The sequence below is a fragment of the Paenibacillus sp. FSL W8-0194 genome, assembly GCF_037969745.1.
GTDB lineage: Bacteria > Bacillota > Bacilli > Paenibacillales > Paenibacillaceae > Paenibacillus_AQ > Paenibacillus_AQ cookii.
Map to the genome: position 1 here is coordinate 1001511 of NZ_CP150205.1, position 24795 is coordinate 1026305.

General features: G+C 50.6%; 15 protein-coding genes and 3 pseudogenes. 14 read left to right on the plus strand and 4 right to left on the minus strand.

The window, feature by feature from the left end:
* Window positions 1–7: 7 nt before the first annotated feature.
* The 3 genes from MKY58_RS04215 (at window position 8) to MKY58_RS04225 (ending at window position 3712) form a co-directional block, all read left to right on the plus strand.
* Complete coding sequence (locus tag MKY58_RS04215) at window positions 8–2326, plus strand: DUF4962 domain-containing protein (protein WP_339323597.1); 2319 nt, start codon at window positions 8–10, stop codon at window positions 2324–2326.
* 68 nt (window positions 2327–2394) lie between these two features.
* Window positions 2395–2712 carry a cupin domain-containing protein gene (locus MKY58_RS04220; RefSeq protein ID WP_339323598.1) on the plus strand — a complete coding sequence of 106 codons (318 nt, stop codon included), beginning with the start codon at window positions 2395–2397 and terminating at the stop codon, window positions 2710–2712.
* 148 nt (window positions 2713–2860) lie between these two features.
* On the plus strand, window positions 2861–3712 hold the full coding sequence (locus MKY58_RS04225) for an AraC family transcriptional regulator (protein WP_339323599.1): 852 nt from the start codon (window positions 2861–2863) through the stop codon (window positions 3710–3712).
* Between the two features lie 58 nt (window positions 3713–3770).
* On the opposite strand, the gene MKY58_RS04230 is transcribed toward MKY58_RS04225, so the two are convergent.
* From MKY58_RS04230 to MKY58_RS04240, 3 genes are all read right to left on the minus strand, one after another.
* Window positions 3771–4658, minus strand: a complete 888-nt coding sequence (locus tag MKY58_RS04230; RefSeq protein WP_339323600.1) for a type II CAAX endopeptidase family protein — start codon at window positions 4656–4658, stop codon at window positions 3771–3773.
* Between the two features lie 82 nt (window positions 4659–4740).
* Window positions 4741–5385, minus strand: a complete 645-nt coding sequence (locus tag MKY58_RS04235) for a response regulator transcription factor (RefSeq protein WP_339323601.1) — start codon at window positions 5383–5385, stop codon at window positions 4741–4743.
* Complete coding sequence (locus MKY58_RS04240; RefSeq protein WP_339323602.1) at window positions 5372–6547, minus strand: sensor histidine kinase; 1176 nt, start codon at window positions 6545–6547, stop codon at window positions 5372–5374. Before MKY58_RS04240 ends, MKY58_RS04235 begins: the two co-directional genes overlap by 14 nt.
* 196 nt (window positions 6548–6743) lie before the next feature.
* Between MKY58_RS04240 and MKY58_RS04245 the strand changes: the two genes are divergently transcribed.
* Both MKY58_RS04245 and MKY58_RS04250 read left to right on the plus strand, forming a co-directional pair.
* On the plus strand, window positions 6744–7175 hold the full coding sequence (locus tag MKY58_RS04245; RefSeq protein ID WP_339323603.1) for a hypothetical protein: 432 nt from the start codon (window positions 6744–6746) through the stop codon (window positions 7173–7175).
* 175 nt (window positions 7176–7350) lie between these two features.
* A complete protein-coding gene (locus tag MKY58_RS04250) occupies window positions 7351–7857 on the plus strand; it encodes a GNAT family N-acetyltransferase (RefSeq protein ID WP_212950969.1) in 507 nt (168 codons plus the stop codon).
* A gap of 100 nt (window positions 7858–7957) precedes the next feature.
* Here MKY58_RS04250 and MKY58_RS04255 read toward each other — a convergent pair whose 3' ends face one another.
* Window positions 7958–8695: a GTP pyrophosphokinase family protein gene (locus MKY58_RS04255; RefSeq protein ID WP_339323604.1), complete on the minus strand. Its 738-nt coding sequence runs from the start codon at window positions 8693–8695 to the stop codon at window positions 7958–7960.
* A gap of 493 nt (window positions 8696–9188) precedes the next feature.
* Here MKY58_RS04255 and MKY58_RS04260 point away from each other — a divergent pair, with 493 nt between their 5' ends.
* The 9 genes and pseudogenes from MKY58_RS04260 to cas1 form a co-directional block, all read left to right on the plus strand.
* On the plus strand, window positions 9189–15305 hold the full coding sequence (locus MKY58_RS04260) for a phosphodiester glycosidase family protein (protein ID WP_339323605.1): 6117 nt from the start codon (window positions 9189–9191) through the stop codon (window positions 15303–15305).
* Window positions 15306–15643: 338 nt separating this feature from the next.
* The gene (minD, locus tag MKY58_RS04265; protein WP_339323606.1) at window positions 15644–16450 is read left to right on the plus strand and encodes a septum site-determining protein MinD; all 807 of its coding nucleotides are present in this window, start codon (window positions 15644–15646) and stop codon (window positions 16448–16450) included.
* A gap of 651 nt (window positions 16451–17101) precedes the next feature.
* A pseudogene (locus MKY58_RS04270) lies at window positions 17102–17546 on the plus strand (CRISPR-associated endonuclease Cas3''); the annotation flags it as partial.
* A 286-nt stretch (window positions 17547–17832) separates the two neighbouring features.
* Complete coding sequence (gene cas3 / locus MKY58_RS04275; RefSeq protein WP_339323607.1) at window positions 17833–20097, plus strand: CRISPR-associated helicase Cas3'; 2265 nt, start codon at window positions 17833–17835, stop codon at window positions 20095–20097.
* A gap of 15 nt (window positions 20098–20112) precedes the next feature.
* Window positions 20113–20760, plus strand: a complete 648-nt coding sequence (cas5c, locus tag MKY58_RS04280; RefSeq protein ID WP_036712949.1) for a type I-C CRISPR-associated protein Cas5c — start codon at window positions 20113–20115, stop codon at window positions 20758–20760.
* Entirely contained in the window at window positions 20757–22586 is a 1830-nt protein-coding gene (gene cas8c, locus MKY58_RS04285) for a type I-C CRISPR-associated protein Cas8c/Csd1 (protein ID WP_339323608.1), read from the plus strand. Before cas5c ends, cas8c begins: the two co-directional genes overlap by 4 nt.
* Window positions 22579–23460: a type I-C CRISPR-associated protein Cas7/Csd2 gene (gene cas7c, locus MKY58_RS04290; RefSeq protein ID WP_036712950.1), complete on the plus strand. Its 882-nt coding sequence runs from the start codon at window positions 22579–22581 to the stop codon at window positions 23458–23460. The genes cas8c and cas7c overlap by 8 nt, the downstream gene beginning before the upstream one ends.
* A 296-nt stretch (window positions 23461–23756) precedes the next feature.
* A pseudogene (locus tag MKY58_RS04295) lies at window positions 23757–23930 on the plus strand (type I-C CRISPR-associated protein Cas7/Csd2); the annotation flags it as partial.
* A 33-nt stretch (window positions 23931–23963) separates the two neighbouring features.
* Window positions 23964–24791: pseudogene (gene cas1, locus MKY58_RS04300) on the plus strand (CRISPR-associated endonuclease Cas1); the annotation flags it as partial.
* Window positions 24792–24795: the final 4 nt, after the last annotated feature.

Here is a 24795-nt window from a genome sequence, read left to right on the forward strand (position 1 = left end):
GAATAGCATGAATGCAGTAAATGCGTTGTTTCAGCCCGTAAGCGGGGACCTGACCGTTCAGTACGCGCCGCGGGAAGACACCGTGCTGTACGAGAATCCGCCGCGTTTCACATGGATTCCGGCCAAGCTGGAGGAGGACCGGTACGTCCTGGAGATTTCGTCTTCCCCGGAGTTTCGGCAGGAAACGACGAGAAGATACGAGCCTATAGGGTACAACTTTTTTACGCCGGACGAGGCCTTGGAGCCGGGCGATTATTATTGGCGGTACGCGCTGCTTGAATCGGAAGGAGGCGCGGCGGGAGGGCAATCCGAATGGAGCGTTGTGCGCGCCTTCCATGTACCGGCGGGACTGCCCGAGACGCCGCTGGCACCGGCGGCGGACCGTTACCGCCGGGTGCAGGGCGGCCACCCGAGGCTGTGGCTGCAGCCGGGCGAAATCGACGCGTACCGCGGCAGCATCGCGGAGGATGCGGAAGGCACCGGGTGGCGCGCGTTTTACGAGCATTCCGTCAAGCCATGGCTGACGCGCGAGCTGATCGCGGAACCGAAGCCCTATCCGGGCCATCGCCGCACGGCCGCGTTATGGCGGGAAAGCTACCTGGCTTGCCAGGAAGTACTGTACGCCATCCGGCATCTGAGCATCGCGGGCGTCGTGCTGCAGGATGCCGAAGTGCTTGCCAAAGCGAAAGCGTGGCTGCTGCACGCCGCCTCCTGGGACCCGGAAGGGCCGACAAGCCGGGATTATAACGATGAAGCCGCCTTTCGGATCGCGGGGGCGCTTGCCTGGGGATATGACTGGCTGCACGATCAATTGAACGAAAGCGAACGGGAGACGGTGCGCGAGCGGCTGCTGCGCAGAACGGAGCAGGTGGCCGACCATGTGATCAAACGCTCCAAAATTCATCATATCCCGTATGACAGTCATGCGGTCCGCTCCTTGTCTTCGGTGCTTGTCCCCTGCTGCATCGCGCTGTTCGACGACGAGCCGCAAGCGAAGGCGTGGCTGGATTATACGGTCGAATATTATTACACGCTGTTTTCCCCTTGGGGCGGTGCCGACGGCGGCTGGGCCGAGGGCCCGCATTATTGGACGACGGGCATGGCTTATTTGACCGAAGCGCTGGACCTGCTGGAAAATTTCGCCGGAATCAACGTGTTCGAGCGTCCTTTTTTCCGGCATACCGGCGATTTTCCGCTTTACTGCTACAGCCCGACGACATCGACCCGGACATCGTTCGGCGACAACTCGACGCTGGGGGACGACATCATCAAAAAGGTCGGCTACAACATGCGCCAATATGCCGGGATCACGGGGAACGGCTGGTACCAGTGGTATTACGAGCAGCTGAAGGACCGGAATCCGGAAGCGGACCGGATGTTCTACAATTACGGCTGGTGGGATTTTCACTTCGACGATTTGCTTTATTACCGCAATTATCCCCGGGTTCAAGCCGTGGAGCCGTCCGATATCGAGCCGGTCAAATGGTTTCGCGACGTCGGCTGGGTAGCGATGCATCACCGGATGCATGATCCGCAGGAGCAGATTTCGTTGGTGGCCAAAAGCAGCCGGTACGGCTCGGTCAGCCACAGCCACGGAGATCAGGGCGCGTTCATGCTGCATGCATACGGCGAACCGCTAGCGGTGGAAAGCGGCTATTACGTCGCGTTTAACAGCTCCATGCATTTAAATTGGCGCCGGCAGACGAGATCGAAAAACGCCATTCTGATCGACGGACAGGGGCAGTTTGCCGACATGAACAAGGCGCTGAACATCGCGGCCAAAGGCGAGGTTGAAGACGCGCATCGGGGCAAGGATTACGCGTACGTCCGCATGAACCCGACGCAGGCATATCTGGAGCATGTCCCTTATTTGAAGCAATACAAACGCGAAATTTATTTCGTGCAAAATGCGTATTTCGTCGTCGTCGACGCCGTCGATCTGGAACGGCCTGGCCGGGTGCAGTGGCTGTTCCACACGTTATACAAGATGGATTTGCGCGGGCAGTCGTTTCACCTCAACGGCAAACGGGCGCTGATGGAAGGGCGGTTCATCTTCAGCTCGTCGGGCGAGCTGGCGCTTAGCCAAACAAACGAATTTGCCGGCGTTGATCCGGCGGAAATCGAAGGGCTCGGCAAGCACTGGCATCTGACGGCCGAAACGAAGGAAGCGTCGTCGCACCGGATCGCTACGCTGCTGCTGCCGAAACGGCTCGATGAGCGCGGCAAATACGTTTCATATTTTATGGACGACCAAGGGTTCAGCTATAACCTGTATTTGACCGATCAGGGCAAAACGCAAAAAATCGAAATCCCGAAGACGTTTTAGACGGGCCCCGCGAAGGGACGCCGGCGTCCGATTTGCCGCGAGCAAACTTGAAGGAGGAGGTATTCTTTATGAGCAATATCGGCGTATGGGAAGACGCGGAGCCTGGCGTTAGACGCAAAATCATGCCGCCCGGCGCTTCGCTGATGATGATGGAGGTTCATTTTGAGGAAGGGGCCGAAGGCTACGAGCATGCCCACCCGCATGAACAGCTGTCCTACTGCCTGAAAGGACGGGTCGAATTTACGATAGACGGTGAAAAAAGCATCATTTCCGCCGGCGAAACGATCGTCATTCCCGGCGGCGCAAGGCACGGCGCCAAAGCGCTGGAGCCAAGCGCGCTGCTCGATTGCTTCACCCCGCTGCGGGAGGATTTGATCAAATCCTAGGAAATCGAACCCGCAGAAGCTGCACCGGATCGCGAAACAAATCCCCGCTGGCGAAACAGGCCGCGGGGATTTTTGGGCTTAAACCGCCGCGTCTGAATCATCGTTTTAGGGACGATCATTGTCGAAGAAGCCGGATCTGGTTTAAAATATGGAAAAGCATGATAAATATTCAAAACGGGGTGACGGCGTGGCGAAAGAGGTAACCGACGACTATTCAGGAATCGACGAAGTTATTGCCTATATTCACAAGCATATCGACGAACCGCTTCAGCTTTCGCGCCTGGCCGACATTGCGCTATACAGCCCGTTTCATTTTACGCGCATCTTCAAAGAGAAGATCGGGCTTTCGCCCATGTATTATGTCTCGGCTCTCCGCTTGCAGAAAGCCAAAGACCTGCTGCTGCAGACGAACTTGACCATTCGCGATATCGGACTCGAGATCGGGCAGCAGAGCCTGGGCACGTTCACGACCCGGTTTACCGAGCGGGTAGGCGTGACGCCGTCCGAATTTCGCCGGTCAGCGCAAGAAGCGGAAGCGCACTTCAAGTCGTTGCGGAATTTGAGCGACTGGGGAACGATGTCTTCTGTTCTGCTTTCCGGCAACTCCACGATCGAAGGCGAGATCTGTTCGGCAGTTCCGTTCGACGGCTTCATCCTGATTGGCTTGTTTGCCAAGCCGATTCCCGAAGGATTCCCGTTATACGGGACGCTGCTTCCTTCCTTGGGACGCTTTCGTTTTACGGATGTCAGGCCCGGCACTTATTATTTGATGGCAACGTCCGTCGCTTGGGAGATGCAGACGAAGGATTTCCTGCTGCCGCATGCGACCTTGCGTACCCGAGCGCACGCGCCGATTACCGTTCAACCTTACACGCCTGTCCGTTACCAGGAAGTCATGCTTCATCCCGCCCGGCAAGATGATCCCCCGATTCTGGTATCTTTGCCGCTCCTAATGAGGAACTTTCTTCATCTAAAGAATCAATCCGGGCAGCGGAAGTAGAGTTTACGGTCTCCAAAATATAAAAAAGGCCGGCCTGATGGCCAACCTGCCGTTTATTTTAATGCGGGAGGCTCGCGGCGTCGCCCCTTCGCTTCCTTGCACTCGCAATAAGCATCGGAATGGAGAACAGAAGACTGCCTGCAACCGGAACAATAGAGCCCTCAAGTCCAAAATCGCCCCCTGTGAGAAGTGCGGCACCGTTCACTTTTACAGTAAAGAGACCGGCAGCGGCGTGCCCGGAAACCGGAATGCCAAGCAAGCCTTCCATGGCATTCCAAGCAAAATGCAGTCCCATGCTAAACCATAAGTTCCGCCGCCACAAGAAGGCGGCTCCGAGCAGCACGCCTGCTTCCAGGAAGATGGCGAACGCGCTCCAAACGGTTGCCCCTGTATTTCCAAGATGGGCAACGCCGAAGAATAGAGAGGTTACAGCAAGCGCGAGCGGTCTTCCCCCTAATTGATCAATGGCTTGAAACATAAGCCCGCGAAAGATAAGCTCTTCAACAATGGCTGCTCCTAACGCTGCTACAATGGTGGATATTAGAACAGAAATCATATTCCCGGAACCTGCCCACTGAAAGGAGTACCCTCCCAGAGCCATAATAATCAAAGCGGACCCTGTGATAAAAATCGTCCCGGTCAATACGCCCAGAATAGCTTCCATCCCTGCGCGCTGTCCGGATATCTCCGGAGTGGACCGCCGGGCCAGGAACGCCAGCGTGAGCTTATAGACCAGGATGGCCAGAAAGCCCATCACCAGTGTTAGAATAAGGGAAACCGTCCCCTCGACTTGCGCCGTCAGCTGCCTGAATAACGTATCGATGAGAATGATGCCGCCGGCCCCGGCAATCATCCAGACGACGGGGAAACGCCAAAATGAACTCCAAGCACTTAACTTCCGGCCGCGCTGCCGCAGCTCTTGATTTCCGGACACTTTTTTCTTCATGCCTTTTATCGCCTCTTTTGTGGTTTGATGCTATGAGTATAGGCTTAAAAAGTCATAAAGAGGCAGTGCGCTTTAGTCACAATTAATGATCCATGATGCCTGAATCCCGGGCTTTACGGGCAGCCTCACGCCTGCCTTTTACATGCAGCTTCGAATAAATCGTTGAGATGTAATTTTTAACCGTCCCTTCGCTAAGATACAACATCTCGGCAATTTCCTGGTTACGCATGCCTGCAGCCAGCTTTTGCAGCACTTCGATTTCACGGGCGGTGAGGCCGAATTCATTATTTTTCGCTAGGGGGGGATTGTTCATGTTCTTGATCAGTTTACCCGCCATTTCCTGCGAAATTAATGTTCCTCCCGCCTGAACCACCCGGATCCCTGCAGCCAGGTCTTTGGGATGAATGGCTTTAAGCAGATAACCTTCCGCCCCATGGGTTAACGCCGCCAACACATATTCTACCTCTTTATAGGAGGTCAGCATGATGATTTTGGTTGCGGGCATTCGCTCTTTAATCAGGGCCGTTGCGGCGACGCCGTCCATGACCGGCATGTTGACATCCATCAACACCATATCCGGCTTAAACTGCTCGCAGCCCTTTACGGCTTCTTCTCCATTTCTGGCTAAACCGACGATTTCCAAATCCTCTTCCATGGACAGCACGATATGTAAGCTCTCGAGAATCAACTCTTGATCGTCGGCAAGCAGCACTTTAATCTTCGCCATGCGGCATCGCTCCTTTCAGCGGAATTTCGCATCGGACTTCGGTGATCGCTGGAGTTCCCTCCCCGGATGATAGGCGCAGGCTGCCTCCCAACCGCTCAACCCGTTGTTTCATCGTTGTCAGGCCGAAGCCGTAATTGAGTTTATCGATCGGCTTGCCGTTATTGCGAACGGACAATTGCAGATGGTTCCCGGAAAAATCAAGCTCCAGATGCAGTTGAGATGCTTCTCCATGTTTGAGCGCATTCGTAAAAGATTCCTGGATGACCCGAAGGATCGTTTGCCGTATTTCAAAACGTATGGACCGCTCTGTCCCCGGCAGACTCAAAGTCAGGGCCACACCCGTGTGCTCCCGGAAACGGGCCGCAAGGGATTCGACCTGCCGGACCAGGCTGGATTCCTCTTCTTCCCCCATCTCATGTACGATGTTTCTCATATCGTCCAGATTTTGCTCAGCCAATGCCCTTAAGCGGATTAACCGTTCTTTGGCCTCGGCAGGCTTGTTATCCAATAGGGCGATAGAAGCGTCCAGGCTCAGAATGAGCGAGATAAAAGAATGCCCCAGCGTATCATGAAGCTCCTTGGACATGCGGTTGCGCTCTTCAAGCAAAGTCATGTTCTCGATCTCGGCCGTGTAGTGCGTTAACAGCTTATTTTGCTGCTCCACTTCGGCTGCCAGTTTATTTTTCTGATCATACGCATTGGCTACCAGGCTTGCCCACATCCCGATGAAGCAGAACAGCAGGTTGTCCGTGCCGATGCCCAGGGTTTGCTCCCAAGACAATCCTAAGTAAGACTGGAAGGAAAAAGGAACGACAGCAAGCAAGGGGATGATCCAGAACGTCTGCTTCGTTAATAAGTACCCCATGGCAAGACTCGGCAGCAAATAGTCCGCTTTGGAGGTCAGATCCGGATGGAGGACGGAATTCACATAATAAGAACCGCCGAGCAACAGCTCCAGAACGCAAAACCAGGCTTTGTTCATCCGGCGCCCGGGAAACCAGAACAGCAGAGGAACGACAAGGGCTATGCTCAACCAGGTTGCGTTAAGCAACGTCCGGCCTGAAAACTCGCTTCCTGCCAGAACCCGGGACAACAGCAACATGTAATGGTATAAACGAAGAGCGAATATGCCCCAATCCATGAAGGATAATATTTTTTTCATAGCATCATCATACAGGAAATTGAAAAACTTGGGTGAGAAAAAACAGCAGGTTTCTGTTAAGTTCAATCAGCTTGACGAAATACCGAAACGATTTTTCATAAAGCCATGGTTGTTGCTGTTTCATATTTGCATTCGTTTTATGGCTTGTATAATATGATGGTTAAAGATGGTACTTTGAATGAGGGGGAGCGGGAGTATGTCAGGGGACAACAGCCGAAACGAACAGGTGAAAATTATTTGTGCCGAAGATTGCGGGAACGCGCCCAAAAAGGAATTTCTTAGAGCGTTTAATGTTGCCTTCGTTTCCAACGATAGCGGCTTTATCATGGAGAAGATCATTGACGATATCCAATGGAATTTTATCGGCAGCAACGTATTGCAAGGTAAAGATGAAGTCCTCAGCATGCTTGAAAAACTGATCAGCAAAAAGCCCACGGAGTTAGTGATCAGCAATATAATAACGCACGGATATTCCGGTTCCTTAAACGGCATCCTGAAGCTCGAGGACCATACCAGCTACGCCTTCTGTCATGTTTATCGTTTCAATAGCAGTTTGAACAAAACAAAAATCAAGGAAATCACCTCTTATATCGTAGACATTTCAAAAACATCAAACGCGGATAGCTGAATAAGATGAAAGCGGTAGAGCGGCCACGGCGCAACATACGCCGGAAGGAGGGGGGCATGGCCTTGATAAGCCGGTCCCGGACAGGATGTTGGCCTGCCGATATCGAAATAGTACGGTGCCAGGCATGAACGTTTCATGCCGTGGGACTTTGGTGTAGGAGGCATGGAACGACTTTATGAAACTGGAAACCGAAAGGTTAATCCTGCAGACGCTCGATCTGGATCTCATTGATGCGGCAGCCGGGCGCGATGCGCGGGCCATTGAAGCGTTAGGGTACAAAACCAACGGCGAATGGCCCGGACAAGACTTCTACGAAGCGCTGCCGTTTTTTCGGGAGCTGCTGGTCAAAAATAACGGCACTCGCGGATTCGATTCGTGGATCATCGCAACGAAGGCGGAGCGGGAAATCGTGGGCGGGATCGGCTTTTTGGGCGAACCGGATGAAAACGGCATGATCGAGATCGGTTTTGCGACGAACGAAAGCCAGCAGCGGAAGGGCTACTGCTTCGAAGCCGCATCGGGTTTGCTGGCATGGGCGACAAGCCGGGACGGGGTCAAAAAAGTGACCGCCAGATGCGAGCCGGGGAACCGCGCGTCCCGAAAGGTGCTCGAAAAATTGGGATTCAGCATCGACCGCGAGGACAACGAGTTTCTCTACTGGACGTACCGCGGGAGCAACTAAAGGGCGCAACACAGCAGTACAAAATAAAACAAGAAAAACCGGACCCATTCAGGTACCGGTTTTTTTGCTTTTTCGGCGACATGCCTCTATTTTCAAATGTTCAAGATGGGGGCGAAATGATGCTCAACAATTTTTCAGGGATTTTAAACTGCTCGTTATCGATCAACAGCTGAAACTCCCCTTTGCCGTCCGCTTGGTTGGACCGCTTGATATCCTCCATCTCGTGGTGAAGCTGCTCCATCGTCGTGTCCAGCGCATAGGCGGTGTCCGCGGCTTTTTTCAGATCGTCGACTAATCGCTGCGGCACGGATTCGTAGTATTTGTAGAAAATTTTATGTTCCAGGCTTGCCCAGAAGTCCATGGCGATGGTGCGGATTTGGATCTCCACGCAGACGGATTCCTCGTGATCGGACATGAACACCGGGACTTCGACGATCATATGAAGGCTTTTGTAGCCGTTTGGTTTCGGGTTTTTGATATAGTCCTTGACGGAAAGGGTCTTCAGATCGTTTTGGCTCTGCAGCATGTCGCTGATTCGGTAAATGTCCGAAATGAAAGAACAGGTAATCCGAATGCCTGCGATATCCCGGATCGTTTTCTTAATTTCCCCGAGGGAGCTTGCCCCGCCTTTGCGCATCAGCTTTTTCAAAATGCTTTCCGGCGACTTCAAGCGGGATTTGGTATGTTCGATCGGATTGTAATCGTGGAGCATTTGGAATTCTTCCTGCAAAATTTTGATTTTCGTTTCGACTTCCTGCAAGGCAAACTTATATGTCATCATAAAACGTTTCAGCTCTTTTTGGATGACTCTCATTTGTTCGATCGGATTGTCTGACATGGAATGACTCCTTCTGTACATAGTTTCACATATTCATAGTATGAAGCCTTTTGGAGAAGTCTGTCAAATGATGGATGGCCAGTTTAGGACCGCATCAGCCACTTCTATTCCTGCTTAAAATAGCCTCCTGTGCACACCGATCCGATGTCCCTCACCTGAAATTGTCCCCTGACCCAACCCCGTCCCTAAATAAGGGCAAGATCCGGCGTTCAGCGAAATCGGGCAATCGATGACCGGAAATGTTGAATTTCGGAAAAGGGTGACGCCAAGCCGCAAATAGCATAGCCCCTTGTCCCTAGGAAAAAAGTTCCTTAAATTCTATGAAATTAAATTTTATAGTAAAGGCAGCTAGATTTAGATTAATTTCAAAATAATATTTTACAATGCGTTTACGAAAGGACGGGAGGAGGCTTAACAAGGGGCCGCTATACTTTTCTGAAATGGTTCTACGCAAGACTCGAAATGCTGGCGGAAGAATGGGAGGAAAGATAGAATGATGAGGAAAAGGACGAAAAGGATTTGGTCCTCGCTGCTAAGCGGCACGTTGATGCTGTCGATGCTGCTTCCGGCGCAGCAGGCGCGGGCGGAGGTTGCGGGGGCGGCGGCGTTCGGAACCGTGATCGACGAAAGGCAGGCCGAGATCGGGCCGGGCGCGACCTATACGTGGAGGGATATGAAGCTGGACCGCGGGCTGGAAAAGCTCCATATGGTCGAGTTTGATCCGAAGAATGCGGCGTTAACGCTTGAGCCGGGCCTGACGGACGGCAAGGTCTACGGCATGCAGGGCGTCAGCAAAATGGCCGGCGACGCGGACAAGCCGGGAAACCGGGTCATCGCGGGGATTAACGGCGATTTTTACGATATGTCCAGCGGCGTTCCGCTGGGGATGTTTATGGGCGGCGGCAAGATGCTGGTCAGCCCGCCGAAGGACTGGTATGCTTTCGGATTAAAGGCGGACGGCACGACGTTGTACGGCCCAAGCCCCAGCCTGGCCAAAACGTTGACGATCGGGGGCAAAACGGCGGAACTGAGCGCGATCAACCGGATCCGCGGCAACAACGATCTGGTGCTGTATACCCCGGATTTCCACGCGTCCACGATGACCAACGATTTGGGGGATGAGGTCGTTCTTGGCGTGCTGAAGGGCGAAGTCAAAAGCGGGCAGACGCTGCAGCTGAAAGTGGAGAGCATCCACGGCAACAAAGGGAATACGCCGATCGCGGACGGCAAAGTCGTCTTGTCCGCTTCGGGCACGCAGCGGGATCGCCTCGCCGGACTACAAGTCGGGGACGAGGTCAGCGTCAGCCTGCAGCTGAGCGGCGAATGGAGCGACGTTACGATGGCGATCGGCGGTTCGGCGCTGCTTGTCAAAGACGGGCAGGTCCAGCCGAATTCCGATCCGGCGGCCCATCCCCGCACGGCGGTCGGGACGAAAGCGGACGGCTCGGTCGTGCTGCTCGAAATCGACGGGCGCCAGCCGGGGTTCAGCGAAGGCGTGACGCTGGCCGAACTTGCGCAGATCCTGAAAGACATGGGCGTCGTCAACGCGCTGAATCTCGATGGCGGAGGGTCTTCCACCTTCATTGCGCGGATGCCGGGCGAAACCCAGCGGAAGCTGCTGAATTCCCCTTCGGACGGCGGGGAGCGCAAGACGGCAAACGGAATATTGCTCGTAAACAAAGCGCCGGAAGAAGCGGCGGACAAGCTTGTCGTTCAGCCGCAGCTGCAGCGCGTGCTCGCAGGGTCGTCGGCTTCCTTCAAAGCGGCGGCGGTGGATGCGAACCTGCATCCGGCGGCCTTTAGCGGTTCCCTGCAATGGAGCGTAAACCCGCAGATCGGCAAGATCGACGACCAAGGCGCGTTTACGGCCGGACCGGGAGCCGGCATGGCGGATATTGCCGTGACCTCGGGCTCGCTGCGCGGAGAAGCGAAAGTGGAGGTCGTGGATACGCTGACCGAGCTTTCTTTCGGGGATGCGGTCAAAAGCTTCGCGCCGGGCAAGTCGGAAAAGCTCAAGGTGACCGCGCTGCGCAACGGCCAGGTCATTCAGGCCGATAACGGCCAGCTGAATTGGCGCGTGGAAGGGCCGATCGGATCGATCGACTCCAACGGCGTCTTTACGGCGACGGACCAAACGGAACAAAGCGGCAAAATTATTGTCGGCTATAAAGGGGTTGAGGCATCGGTGGACGTAAACATCGGATTGCCGCCGGTCATATTGGAGGATTTCGAAAACGGATTGGATGCTTACCAGCCATCGGCCGGGGCCCAGTTCAAAACGTCCAAGGTCAGCATCGAAACGAATGAGGACCTGGTGCGGTTCGGCACGGGTTCGCTGAAGCTGGAATATGATTTTACCGGCATGCCGGGCACGTCGGGCGCTTACCTGCAAACGAAAAACGCCCCGATCGCGATTCCGGGGTATCCGGAGAAAATCAGCATGTGGGTGTACGGGGACGGCAAAGCCCACTGGCTGCGTGCGCAGCTGCGCGACGGCAAAGGAGCGATCCCGCTCGATTTGACTCCTCAAGACACCGGGGTGAACTGGGTAGGTTGGAAGTACGTCGAAGCCGATGTACCTAAGGGCAGAACGCTGCCGCTGACGATGGACATGCCCGTGCGTTACATGGAGACTTCGGGAGCGAAAAAGGACGCCGGCGTCATCTACGTGGACCAAATCCGCGCGCTGTACGGCCCGGCGGAAGACGATCTGGAGCCTCCGGTGCTCCGAAACTTCTCCCCGGCCGAGGGAGAAACGGTTCGTACGAACCAGCCGGTCATCAAGGTGTACGCCGAGGATGCCGGATACGATCCGGCGCAGCATCCCGGAACGACCTTGATCGATCCCGATTCGATCCGTTTCGACGTGGACGGGGTCCGGGTGCAGCATACGCTGTATCCGCCGGAAGGGCGAATTTATTACACGCCGGCCACGCCGCTTGCGGACGGGGTTCATCAGGCGCGGGTGACGGTAAAGGACCGGTCCGGCAACCGGACGACCGAAGCATGGACGTTCAACGTGGATACCGGCGCTTCCAAGATCACCTATGACACGCCAAAAAGGGTTTATACCGGAAATACGTATTCGGTCGATTTTAAAGGCGTCAAAGCATCGGAATTGAAGGACGCGCAAATCAAGCTTGCTTTTGATCCTACGAAAGTGGAAAACCTGCGGTTCGTCCCGGGGCATAAGCTGGATGCTTCCCAGGCTCAGGCAGGCATCGACGGCAATGCGGGCACGGTCGTCCTGACGATGAGCAGGCTGAACGAAGCCGCGTTGACCGACCAGGATTTGATCGGACAAATTCAATACGACGTCAAAAAGGATGCGACGGGCGAGCATGTCATTCGTTTCGAGTCGGGCAGCGTTTCGTTCGTCGGCACGGGCGACGTGAAATACACCTTCTTTGGGCTGCCGCTGTCCTCCGCGATCCAAAGCGGCCTGACGTTATCGTGGAACGAGGACGGAAACATTCAAGGATACGAGACGGTGTTCCAGGTGAAAGAGGAGTCCGGGGCTCCCGTGGAAGGGGCGCAAATTTTGGCCGATGAAGCGGCCATCGGCATGACCGACGCGCAGGGGCAGCTGAAAACAAAATCCCTGACGTCGAGCGTGCAAACGTACAAGGTACAAGCGGCTAAAGGCGGCATGTACAGTCCGGTAGCCGAATTCAAGGTGTCCCCGCTATCCGGAACGGAAACGCCGTACAACATCAACGTCAGCATGGGCGCGGACCCGGCCGCCTCCAGAGGGTTCACCTGGCATACCCATCCCGGCACGGAGCCGACCGTCGTGGAAGTTGCCAAGCAGTCGGAGTTTAGCGGATTCGATCAGGCCAACGTCAAAAAAGTAGACGGCACGAGTTACTTGTACCAAACGCTGGACCTCGGAACCGTGCGCGTGCATAAAGCGACCGTCGACGGACTGGAACCGGGAACGGCATACGTGTATCGCGTAGGGGACGGTCAAGGCCGTTACAGCGAGCAAGGGACGTTCAAAACCGCCGAAGCGTCCGGGGACCATACGAGTTTTCTGTATTTTGCCGATTCCCAGGCAGGCGACCTGAAAGGGTTCCAGCTGTGGGGGAACACGGTTAAAAAAGCGCTTGAAAATACGCCGGACGCCGAATTTATGGTCCATGTCGGGGATATGGTCGACAAAGGCTTCAACGAGCAGGAATGGAAATGGTGGTTCAGCGAAGCGCAGGAGGCGTTCCTGAACACGACGCTCGTCGCCGCGATCGGCAACCACGAGGTGATGGGCACGAAGGAAAACAACGATTTCCTGGCCCATTTCAATCAGCCGGGGAACGGACTGGACAGCTTGAAGGGAAGCCATTTCGCCTTCGATTACAAAAACATCCACTTTGTGGTGCTGAACAGCGAATATCAGTATGAAGATCAGCAGAAATGGCTCGAAAAAGATTTGTCAGCCACGACGAAACCGTGGAAAATCGCGATTTTCCACCGCGGCCCGTACGGAAGCATCTACGATACGGCCGACATTCGCCAGTTATGGGCGCCGGTACTTGAAAAGCACGGGGTCGATCTCGTCCTGAACGGCCATGATCATATTTATTTGCGGACGTACCCGATGCTGGACAACCAAATCGTCGGCGACGGCCAAGGCACGACGTACGTCGTTGCCGGTTCGACGGGGCCGAAGTTTTATTCGCTGACGAAGCGGGATTGGCAGCGCGTGACAGACGATGAAGCGACGCAAATGTACGCCTCGGTCGAAGTCGACGGGGACCTGCTCAAGTTCGTGACGAAAACGGTAGGAGGGCGCATCGTCGATCAGTTTACGTTGTCCAAACAGATGACGGCTCCGGAAAGCGTGGAAATCAAGGAGCAGGACGTTAAGCTCGCCGTCGGCGAAACGCGCCAGCTTACCGCGAAGGTGAAACCGGAGCAGACGACGGATAAGCGCGTGACTTGGTCCGTGTACAGCTCCGACCCTGCGGATCCAGAGGTGGTCAGCGTGTCGGCCGAGGGACTGGTCACGGCCCGGGGGCTGGGCACGGCGGTCGTCAGGGCAACAAGCGCCGCCGACCCGAACTTGTACGGAGAGACGACGATTACCGTGGACCGGGTTCCTGATGGCAAGATGGATTCATTGCATTTGAAAGGAAAAGGCAGACTGAAAGTCGGCGAAACCGACCAGACCGTCACGGAAGCGGTCTATCAGGACGGGACCCGCATTCCGCTGCTGGAAGGCGTCATCTATGACAGCAGCAGCAAGGACGTCGCATCCGTCGATGAACGGGGGCTGGTCACCGCTTTGGCGGAAGGAACCACCGTTATTTCGGCAACCTACGAGGCGTTCCAAGCGGAATATGTGTTGAACGTCCAAGCACCGGGCAATCCGGGTGGAGATAACGGCAATGGGGGAGGAAATCCTGGCGGAACTAACGGCAATGAGGGCAGCGGCCATAACGGAGGCAGCGGTAAGCCAGCTCCGGTGACGCCTCCGAAACATGAAGGAACGTGGAGCGTATCGGAAAGCGAGCTGTCCGCGCTTGCCAAAGGCGACGTTTCCTTCAAAACGGATCAACCGTTCGCGGAATTGGTTGTGCCTGGCAGTGCCGCTTCGATTCTGCAAAACAAGCCGGTAAACATTCAGGCCGGCCAGGTCTCGCTGACGATTCCGGCGGCCGTGTTCCAGGCTGTAAGCGAACGGGTCCCTGAAGGACAGCGTGCGGGAAGCCGAATCCGATTCAGCGTGAACCCGATTGGCGGCAGTGAACAAGCGCAGCGGATGGGGGCAGCCGGGAATAAAGCGGGGGCTTCGCTCCGCACGGGCAGCGATTTCCTGAGGTTCAGCCTCAGCATCACGGCAAAGGACGGCCAAGTATATTCGCTGACCGATTTGAAGCAGCCGGTCATGCTGACGCTGCCGATCTCGACGGACGTCAATGCGAGGCTGTCCGGAATCTACGGCCTGACCGGCACGGGCGTGCTCGATTATGTCGGGGGCTCGCTTTCCGGCGGCAAGCTGACCTCCGAAATCTTCGATCTTGATCCTGCCTATGGCGTGTTGGAATACCGCAAAAACTTTGCGGATACGGAACATCACTGGGCTGCGGAGGTCATTCGGGAGCTGGCGGCGAAACATCTGATCGAAGGGATCGACGCCGGCCGGTTTGCGCCGAACCAGCCGGTGACCCGCGCGGAAATGGCCGCCATGCTGGTACGCCTGCTGAATCTGAAGGGCGGCGGCACGACGCCGTTTGCCGACGTGGCAGCGGACCAGTGGTATGCGGATGCCGTATCGGCGGCGGTGCAGGCCGGGATCGTGCAGGGCGTCAGCGAAAACAGCTTCGCGCCGAACGCTTTGATCAAACGCCAGGAAGCGGCGGCCATGATCGCCCGCGCGTATAAGCTGGCGGGTGGCGCATCCGGAATCGGCGGTTCCGCCGGCAAGGCCGCGTTTACCGACGTCGCCTCTTCGCCGGCCTGGGTACAGGAGGCGGTGCAGGCCGCATACGCTTCGGGGCTGATGCAAGGACAATCGCCGCAGCGCTTCCATCCGACGGGAGCGGCGACGCGGGCGGAAAGCGCCCAAATGATCTATAATTTCATGAGCAAATTGACGCAAGCCAAGCCATAATGGCAAGCAGCATAAGCGGCAGAACCCGCCGGTTCGGGTTCTGCCGTTTTTTTATATAAAAAAGATGAGTTTCGGAGCTTCAGTTTTCCTTCAGGATTTGGCGGTTTGGCGGATAGGATTTTTCAAATGGCCTGTCCGGAAATGGCGGGTTTTTGCGTTGTTTTCTCCCTGTTCTTTGTTGCAATGCGATAGACAATGATAAAAATGTAAAAAAACAGCATCTTTTTGTAGAGTTTTTGTATATTTCTCTATGATAAAGTAAGTAGGTTATAGCCGTCCTAGTGCGATGGTTATAAATGTTACAGCACGTATTTTGGTCAGAAGGATGTGTTGCTTCAATGGCAAGAGTCATTTGTATTACTTCGGGCAAGGGCGGGGTAGGCAAAACGACGGTCACCGCCAATTTAGGGACATCCCTTGCTTGCTTGGGACAAAAGGTCTGTTTGATCGATGCGGACTTCGGCCTCCGGAATTTGGACATTCCGCTCGGGCTGAGCAGCAGATTGAATTATGATATTTCCGATTTTATGGCGGGCAGATGCGGCCTGCATCAAGTAACCATCCAAGACAAGCGCCTGTCCAACCTATCGTTCATCTCCTGCAGCGGGAGTGCCGACCATGATGAGGACCCGGGGTTGTTTCGGGACGGGGTTCATTTTATCGCCCAAGATTATGATTATGTGTTGATCGATTCCCCGGCAGGGATCGAAAACGGGTTCCGCAATGCCGTATACGCCGCCGACGAGGCGATTATCGTCACGACGCCGAACCGGACGGCGATTCAGGATGCGGACCGCGTCATCGGGTTGATGAGCGATATGATCGATGCTCCCCCGCAGCTTATCGTCAACATGGCGGATGATCCGGCCGATCGGGTCCTAAAGCTTGAAGACATCATGAATATTCTCAATATCGGTTTAATTGGGGTCATACATATGGACATGGATATTATGCGTTCGGTAGCCAAAGGGATTCCCATCGCGCTGGATCCCGAGCTGGAGAGCGGCAGACGCTTCCGGCATATTGCGCATAATGTCGTACAAAACGAGCAGGAGTACGTATTCGCGGAAAAACCCAAAAAGAAACGCAATCGCCTATTTTCTTTTTCCAAAGGGCTGCTGTGGGGACAAAGCAACTCGGTTTAAAAGGAAAAACGGGAGAATGCAAGCATTCGTGATTTAAAAAGGGTACATGGATTCATGGACTGATGAGAGGTTTTGGAGGATTTTTGTCGAAACCATAACGTGAAAACATGGAAGAAATGAACTGGTGCGAACGTGTAGTGAACATGGATTTTCAGGAGGGTTCGCACCTGTGAAATCTTGATATTTTTACAACAATGTAAATAAATTCAATTTATTGTTGGAGAATGGAGTGTCATAAACCGCTTTTTCGGGCTTTTTGCTTGAAAAAGCGGTGTCGCACCCTGTGTGGGTGCGTGGATTGAAATTCAATAGCGCCATCCTCAAAAGCAATCGCGCTATTGTCGCACCCTGTGTGGTGCGTGGATTGAAATACTGTTGTGTTCATTGCTCACCAAACAGCTGACGAGTCGCACCCTGTGTGGGTGCGTGGATTGAAATCCGACAACCGACATGATCGTCGGCAGCATGGCGGTCGCACCCTACGCGGGTGCCTGGATTGAAATAGATTTATCAAATAAAACAAAATTTTACATACAAATTGGAAGGATATCTCAGATTCCTGTCGAATCTCGTTAAAATAAGGAGAATTGTCGCAGGTACATCGGACTACACGAGGGCTTGAACGACTCTATATTTCGAGGAGGAGACTGTTTGAATTATATAGCACATATTCGCGAAGCTGACAGGCAGCACCAAACAGTGGAGGAGCACTTATTAGGCGTACAAGCATTAGCAGAATCGTTCGGAAAGAAATTGGGAGTTTCGGTACATCGCCGGATTGGCAGGGATGCTGCACGATATGGGGAAATACACAGATGCTTTCAGGAATTATATTTTAGCAGCTGTAAACAACCCAAGCTTCCCGCCGAAAAGAGGAAGCGTCGATCATTCAACGGCAGGTGGGAAATTTCTGTATAACCTTTTTCGTGCTGGAGAAATCCACCCAATCAAAGGATTGTTGGCTGAAATCGTAGGTAATGCAATCATTTCACATCCTTCTTACCTCGAAGACTTTCTCAATCCCGAATTAGAGTCGAACTATTTGAAGCGTGTACGTGACAAAAGGGACAAATCGTTAGAAGAGTTTGAGCGGACACACATCTACTAACCGATTAGGAAGAAGGGGGATGGGACTAACATTTTGGTCATCACTCAAATGTCGCGGATTGATTCCGATGATAGAATGAAAACCTATCCTGAAGGGAAAGATAGGTTTTCTTGAGTAGATACTATATTTTTCAATCCACGCTTGCTTAGCGACAGTTTATTATACCACAGGAATCAATAGGTGTACCGGATATTATTCGTAATAAAATCATAATATTGTTCATATAATATCTACTTAAACGTAATTTACAAAGTAAAATATTGGATGGTATAATATGGTATATAAAAAAGAAGGTGAGGCCTTGTTTTTCTACGCACACAGTAAAAAATCAGGCGATTTTCAATATTTAAAGGAGCATCTCGAAGGAGTAGCGGCTCTGACTCGTACGTTTGCGGGATTATTTGGTATGAGTGAGCTAGGTTACTTAGCGGGTTTAATTCATGATGTTGGAAAGTATTCAGAGTTGTTTCAACAACGAGTTCGTGGCTCTCAGATCCCGGTCGATCACTCGACTGCCGGGGCACAGTGGATTATGAAGCCTGAGGTAGTTATTAAGTATATTGGTAAGTTTGGATTCGCACCGTATTTAGCCCGGCTGATTGCATATGTGGTAGCCGGACATCATGGTGGGCTGAGCAACTATGGCTCAATTGATGAGGAGGGATCATTAAAACATCGCTTGTCTAAACCGAAAGAAAAAGTGCCTGATTGGTCTATAGCGTGGTCGGAGTTATCCATCTGCTCGCAACCTCTCGAAAGTAACCCCATGCTTCGCTTCGGAAATCTAACGACCAGTAACATTGCTTGGAAATATAGCATTTTGGGCAGGATGCTTTATTCTTGCCTGGTAGATGCCGATTCTACTGATACCCGGGACTACTGCAATGATGAGGATCGGCGTTTAATGTATAAAAGAAGCTTACCCTCAATTTCTCAATTGTTGGAACGAATTGATAATTTTATATCTGAGCTAGAGAAGAAGGCAGAAAAAACGATAATCAACAACAAAAGACATCAGATCCTTGAAAATTGCAGGATAAGGGCAGGAGATGGCCAAGGGATATTCACATTATCTATACCTACAGGTGGCGGGAAAACGTTATCTTCGTTATGTTTTGCTCTTCATCATGCACAAAGGCATGAGTTACAGAGGGTAATTTACGTGATTCCTTTCTTAAGTATTATTGACCAGACAGTAGAGATTTTTCGAAATGCGCTAGGTAACGAGGCAGTTTTAGAGCATCATAGCAACTTTGATGAACAAGAATATCGGGAGAATTATGGTGTAGAAGAAGTGAGAAAACAGAAATTGGCTGCGGAAAATTGGGATGCCCCCGTTGTGGTTACGACTTCGGTACAATTTTTCGAGTCGTTGTTTTCTAATAAAAGAAGTAGGTGCAGGAAACTCCACAATATCGTGAAATCTGTCATCGTTATTGATGAAGCCCAAAGTATCCCTAGGGGGTTCCTTACCCCTTGTTTAAGAGTGCTTGAGGAATTAGTGGAATCGTACGGCTGTACCGTCGTATTGTGTACTGCAACACATCCATCCTGGGAAGCGCTAGGGATTCGTCCGACTGCAATTATACAAGATCAACTGTCTCAGCAATTGGTTGATACATTTAAAAGAGTCCGGGTTACAATGCATGGGGGAGCAACGAAAAGTATTCCTGATTCAATGACAATAGATTGGATGTCACAAGTTAAGCAAGCGTTAACCATTGTGAATACCCGAAAGCATGCTAAGATGTTGTTCGATCTATCTATTAAAAAACAATTAATTGGGGTTTATCATCTAAGCGGTCGCATGTGCTCCAAACATTGTATGGAAATATTAAAAGAAATCAAAGACAGACTTATTCACGAAAAACCGTGTCACGTTATCTCTACACAATTAGTCGAAGCAGGTGTGGATTTGGACTTTCCAATAGTCATCAGAGCGTTTGCCGGACTTGATTCCATTGCTCAAGCCGCTGGTCGGTGCAACCGGGAGGGAAAGCAATCTGTTGGGGAAGTACATGTGTTTTATCCTGAGTCGCACGGCATGCCTTTCTATGGGTGGATGAAAGAGACAGCTATTGAAGCACAAAACGTGTTGAAATATCAACAGGTAGATCCGTTGTCACCGGAAGCTATGAAGCAGTATTTTGATAGAATATACGGGGTTGCTGATGGCAGGGTCAGGGAAATAACAGATAGCAAAAGGATTATGGGATTATTAAGGAGTAAAAACAAAAATTTGGAAATCCCATATGAAGAGATTGCTAGTCGGTTTGAAATGATCGAGGGGGAAATGTTTTCGATTGTTATTCCCTTTGATGAGTTTGCTCGTAATTTAATTCATTTACATGCCAAAAGCAAAGTCCATCGTTCGGATATATTTCGCCAGTTGCAATCTTATTCAGTTTCAGTTTATAAGCGAGAATATACTGAGTGGATGAATAAAGGTTTATTAAGTGACGCTGGAGGTATTTGGTATTTAAATGATATGAACTATTATGATCAAGCAACAGGGCTTCGAGAACCAATGCGACATTAAGGAGGAGTTATATGTATGGCATATGGGATTAAACTGCGCGTGTGGGGGGATTATGCCTGTTTTACGCGTCCAGAGATGAAAGTTGAACGCGTGAGTTATGATGTCATGACGCCTTCGGCAGCACGAGGAATTTTGGAAGCACTTCATTGGAAACCAGCTATCCGGTGGGTTATTGACCGTATCCATGTGAAAAAACCAATTCGGTTTGAAAGTATTCGAAGAAACGAAGTAGAATCTCTCGCATCGCGCAAAAAAAAGTTTATCAACGTTTCGGAAGAGCGACAACTGCGATCGTCTCTTGTCCTTCGTGACGTCGAGTACATAATAGAAGGGCACTTTGAAATGACGGATCGTAAAGGCGAGGAAGATCATCCTGAGAAGCACTATAATATTTTCTTACGACGTGCAAGAAAGGGGCAATGCTTTCATCAGCCTTATTTTGGCACGAGGGAGTTTCCCGTTCATTTTGAGCTGGTTGAAGATGAAATAGAAGTAAAGGAAACTGTTCATCCTGGAATCGTTGATTTGGGCTATATGTTGCTCGACCAGACCTTCATTTTAAATTCAAAAGGGGAGGTAAAGGAGGTTATTCCGCATTTTTTTAGAGCCCAAATGGTCGACGGAATCATTGAAGTCCCGCAATTAAGGGAGGTGACTGGATGATTTTACAGGCGCTTTATTCCTACTACAAGACCTTACAGGACCAAGAAGACAATTGTTTACCGAGAGAAGAGTATTCGTCTGCTGAGGTGTCTTTTGAAATTTATTTAAGTGAATCTGGAGAAGTTACTTCGGTCAGGCCTTATACGGATGAAAAAGGGAAAAACATTAGGCTTACATTTAATGTCCCGAAACAGGCGAAACGTTCCGGAACTGGAGCCAAGCCGTATTTTTTATGCGATAAAGCGGATTATTTATTCGGATCGGCATTATCTATGCGTGAACAAAGCCGAATTGGGATGCAACAATTGTGTCATCATGTCCTGCAATATTGTACATCACACTCACCAGAGATTCGGGCATTACATGCTTTTGTGAGTCAGTCTTCGGAACAGTTGGCAGCTCAACTAGATGCTGTAACCAACGAAGAAATTAGGGATATGTTGCGCAAAGGAGGACTTTGTGTTCTGAAATATGCCCCAACAGGACGATTTTTGCATGATGACGGTCTGATTAAACGAACGTGGGAGCGTTATTACCATGGTCAAAAAAATGAAGGCACAAATGATGAGAAGCAAATGTGCCTTATCTCAGGTGAGATGATACCGAAACACGAAATCGCAAGGCTGCATCCCAGCATAAAAAATGTACTCGGTGCTCAGTCATCAGGGGCAGCTATTGTTTCTTTTAATAAAGACTCTTTTTGCTCCTATGGTAGAAAACAATCCTACAATGCTCCAGCGTCCCAAGAGGCAGCCGATGCTTATGGGTATGTTTTGAATAAATTCTTGGCGGATCCGGATCATCGCATTCGAATGAATGACACGACGGTAGTTTTTTGGGCAGAGACAGCGCCAGAGCGAGAACAGAGCTTGTTTGCATTGTTGTTCCAAGGAGAAATGGACGAAGCTTCGGAGTATGAACAGGAGGATGCTGAAAATGTACGTACGCGTGTGAAAAATGCTTTAGTACGTATTCAGCACGGGCAGACGTTTAAAGAGACATTTAAAGATATGGATATGAATACGAGATTTTATGTCTTGGGTCTTTCGCCAAATGCTGCAAGATTGTCGGTTCGTTTCTGGTATACAGGCACCCTCGGTGAAATTGGTGAGCGAATGTGGCAACATTATAAAGATTTAAGCATTACCGGGTTAGACCGGGCACCAACTGTACGGCAATTACTTCGGGAAATCGCAGTCGGACATGATTGGGGGAAAATCCCTCCTAATATGGAAGGACAATTGGTTAGATCTATTCTACACGGACTTCCATATTCCAGTGCAATATTTGCCCAATTGATCAATCGTATTCGTTCAGAGACGGATGATCCTAAAAAAAATCAATATAAAATAGGACCACTTCGTGCAGCCATGATAAAAGCATACCTTATCCGTAAAGCCCGCCACAATGATGATCAAAGTTTAGAAGGAGAGTTAACGATGTCCCTAAATGAAAATTCCACCAGTACCCCCTACCATCTGGGAAGATTATTTGCATGTTTGGAAAAAACACAGCTAAACGCATTGGGACAAGGCATTAATGCATCCATTCGTGACCGATTTTGGGGAGCGGCTTCAGCCTCACCTGCAACCGTTTTTCCGCGGTTGATCAGTTTGTCCAGGCATCACATCGCAAAAGATGATAAGTGGGGACGTTATAACGATGACCAGATTCAGAAAGTGATGAATGCATTACCTGAAGTCTTTCCACGTCGATTGACGCTAGAAGAGCAGGGAATGTTCGCGTTAGGTTACTATCATCAACGGCAAAGTTTTTATAATCCAAATCAATCAAAACAAGTGAAAGAGGGAACAGAACATGAGTGAAAATACAGCTTTAACGAAGAGATATGAGTTTGTGTTATTATTCGATGTTGAAAACGGAAACCCAAATGGAGATCCGGATGCGGGAAATTTGCCTCGTATTGATCCGGAAACCGGATGCGGATTGGTTACTGACGTGTGCATGAAACGTAAAGTTCGAAATTATGTTGAATTAGCAAAAGAGAATGCGAATGGCTATGAAATCTATGTAAAAGAAGGTGCTATATTAAATCAACTGAATAAAGAAGCGTTTGATCATCATCCGGATATTGAACTAAAAGATAAAAAATCAGACAAGATCGAAGCCAAGAAGAAAGAAGATCAAATGACTCTGGCTCAATGGATGTGCGATAAGTATTACGATATTCGTACATTTGGTGCGGTCATGACAACCGGCGTAAATTGCGGACAGGTTCGGGGGCCAGTACAGTTTGGTTTCGCAAAAAGTATTGATCCTATTTCTCCGTTAGATGTAACAATTACTCGAATGGCTGTCACGAATGAAAAAGATGCTGAAAAGGAACGGACGATGGGCCGTAAGAGTATTGTTCCATATGGATTGTATCGAATGGAAGGTTTTGTATCGGCCTCTCTTGCAAACCAGACGAATTTTAGTGAAGAGGACTTGGAATTATTGTGGTCGGCACTTGTAAATATGTTTGATCATGATCGTTCTGCAGCAAGAGGAAAAATGTCTGCACAAAAACTAATTGTTTTTGAACATGAAAGCAAATTAGGTAATGCGCCAGCACATAAATTGTTTAACCTTGTTCATATAGAGCGAAAGAGTGAGGTTGAGGTTGCTCGGTCTTATGCAGATTATGTATGTTCTATTGGCGAAGCTCCACAAGGTGTCACGATACATGAATTGTTGTAATAATTGAAGACCAAAGAATTAAAAAAATCCCCAATTCGATAACCAACGCTAGGGCTCGTGTTGGAAACTGTTATGGATAATTCAATAGGATGTGAATTGCCAGACAATGAAGGCCCCCTTATTTTATGGTGCGAATCCCAAGCGAACATGATTTGCCAGGGAGGTTCGCACCAAAAAATCCTTGACTAAAACCATTTATTTTTGTGGAAATTGTTTTTTGATTATTAAAATACTTTTTTTACGGCATTTTGGTTTAAAAATCGGTGTCGCACCCTATGCGGGTGCGTGGATTGAAATATAAGGTGTATTGGTGGGAGCATCAATCAAAGCTGGGGCAATATTCTTCGGCCAAGGTACATCGTTCATTATCAGTTAAACCACGGATAGACCAACCTAAAGCTTTTGAAGACTATGTAATTGAATTAACCGAACTGGAAGGGCTAAAGGTTGAGATAGTAGATGGCCTTTAATGACGAAGATGACTACCTTATGTTGTCTGGTATTTCTTAACGATGAATGGCAGATTTCTTGCAAGAGTAATCGGTCCGAGCAAAGGGAACGTCGTCCTGAGAAAGAAGCAATCTCTGGTATCCGAAGACGAAATGCTTTCGGCGAGAATTGCCCGGAATTTTATCATTGGTAAAATATTTAACCATAAATGGATGCTAGAAAGAATGACCCGAGATTACCCATTGCGCATAAATGTTGAAGAATTTAAGGAAGCTTCTCGGCAATTGTCATCCATCATGGCAGAGATCAGAGCATGTGAAAACTTGGAACGGCTTAGGGGGCTGGAAGGACAAGCTGCTCTAATTTATAATCAGCGCTTTGACCAAATGATTTTGCAGCAAAAGGAGCATTTCTTTTTTCGTTCTCGATCCCGCAGGCCTCCACTAGATCCTGTGAACGCGATGCTCTCACTCGCATATACTCTGCTCTCGAATGATATGATGTCAGCTCTGGAGGGAGTCGGGCTTAATGCTTATATCGGATTTTTGCATCGGGACCGTCCTGGTAGAGCTTCGCTTGCATTGGATGTAATGGAGGAGTTACGAGGCATTTATGCGGATAGGTTTGTTCTGTCGTTAATTAATACGAAAGTGGTCAATCCCAGTGATTTCGTCTTTAAGGAAAACGGAGCCGTAATCATGACGGATGATGCCAGGAAAAAATTTCTGACAGCATGGCAGAATAAAAAACAAGATAAGATCACCCATCCGTTTTTAGGCGAGAAAATATCATGGGGGTTAGTTCCACACGTACAATCATTGTTACTATCGAGATATCTGCGTGGTGATCTAGACGAATACCCTCCTTTTTTATGGAAGTAGGTGG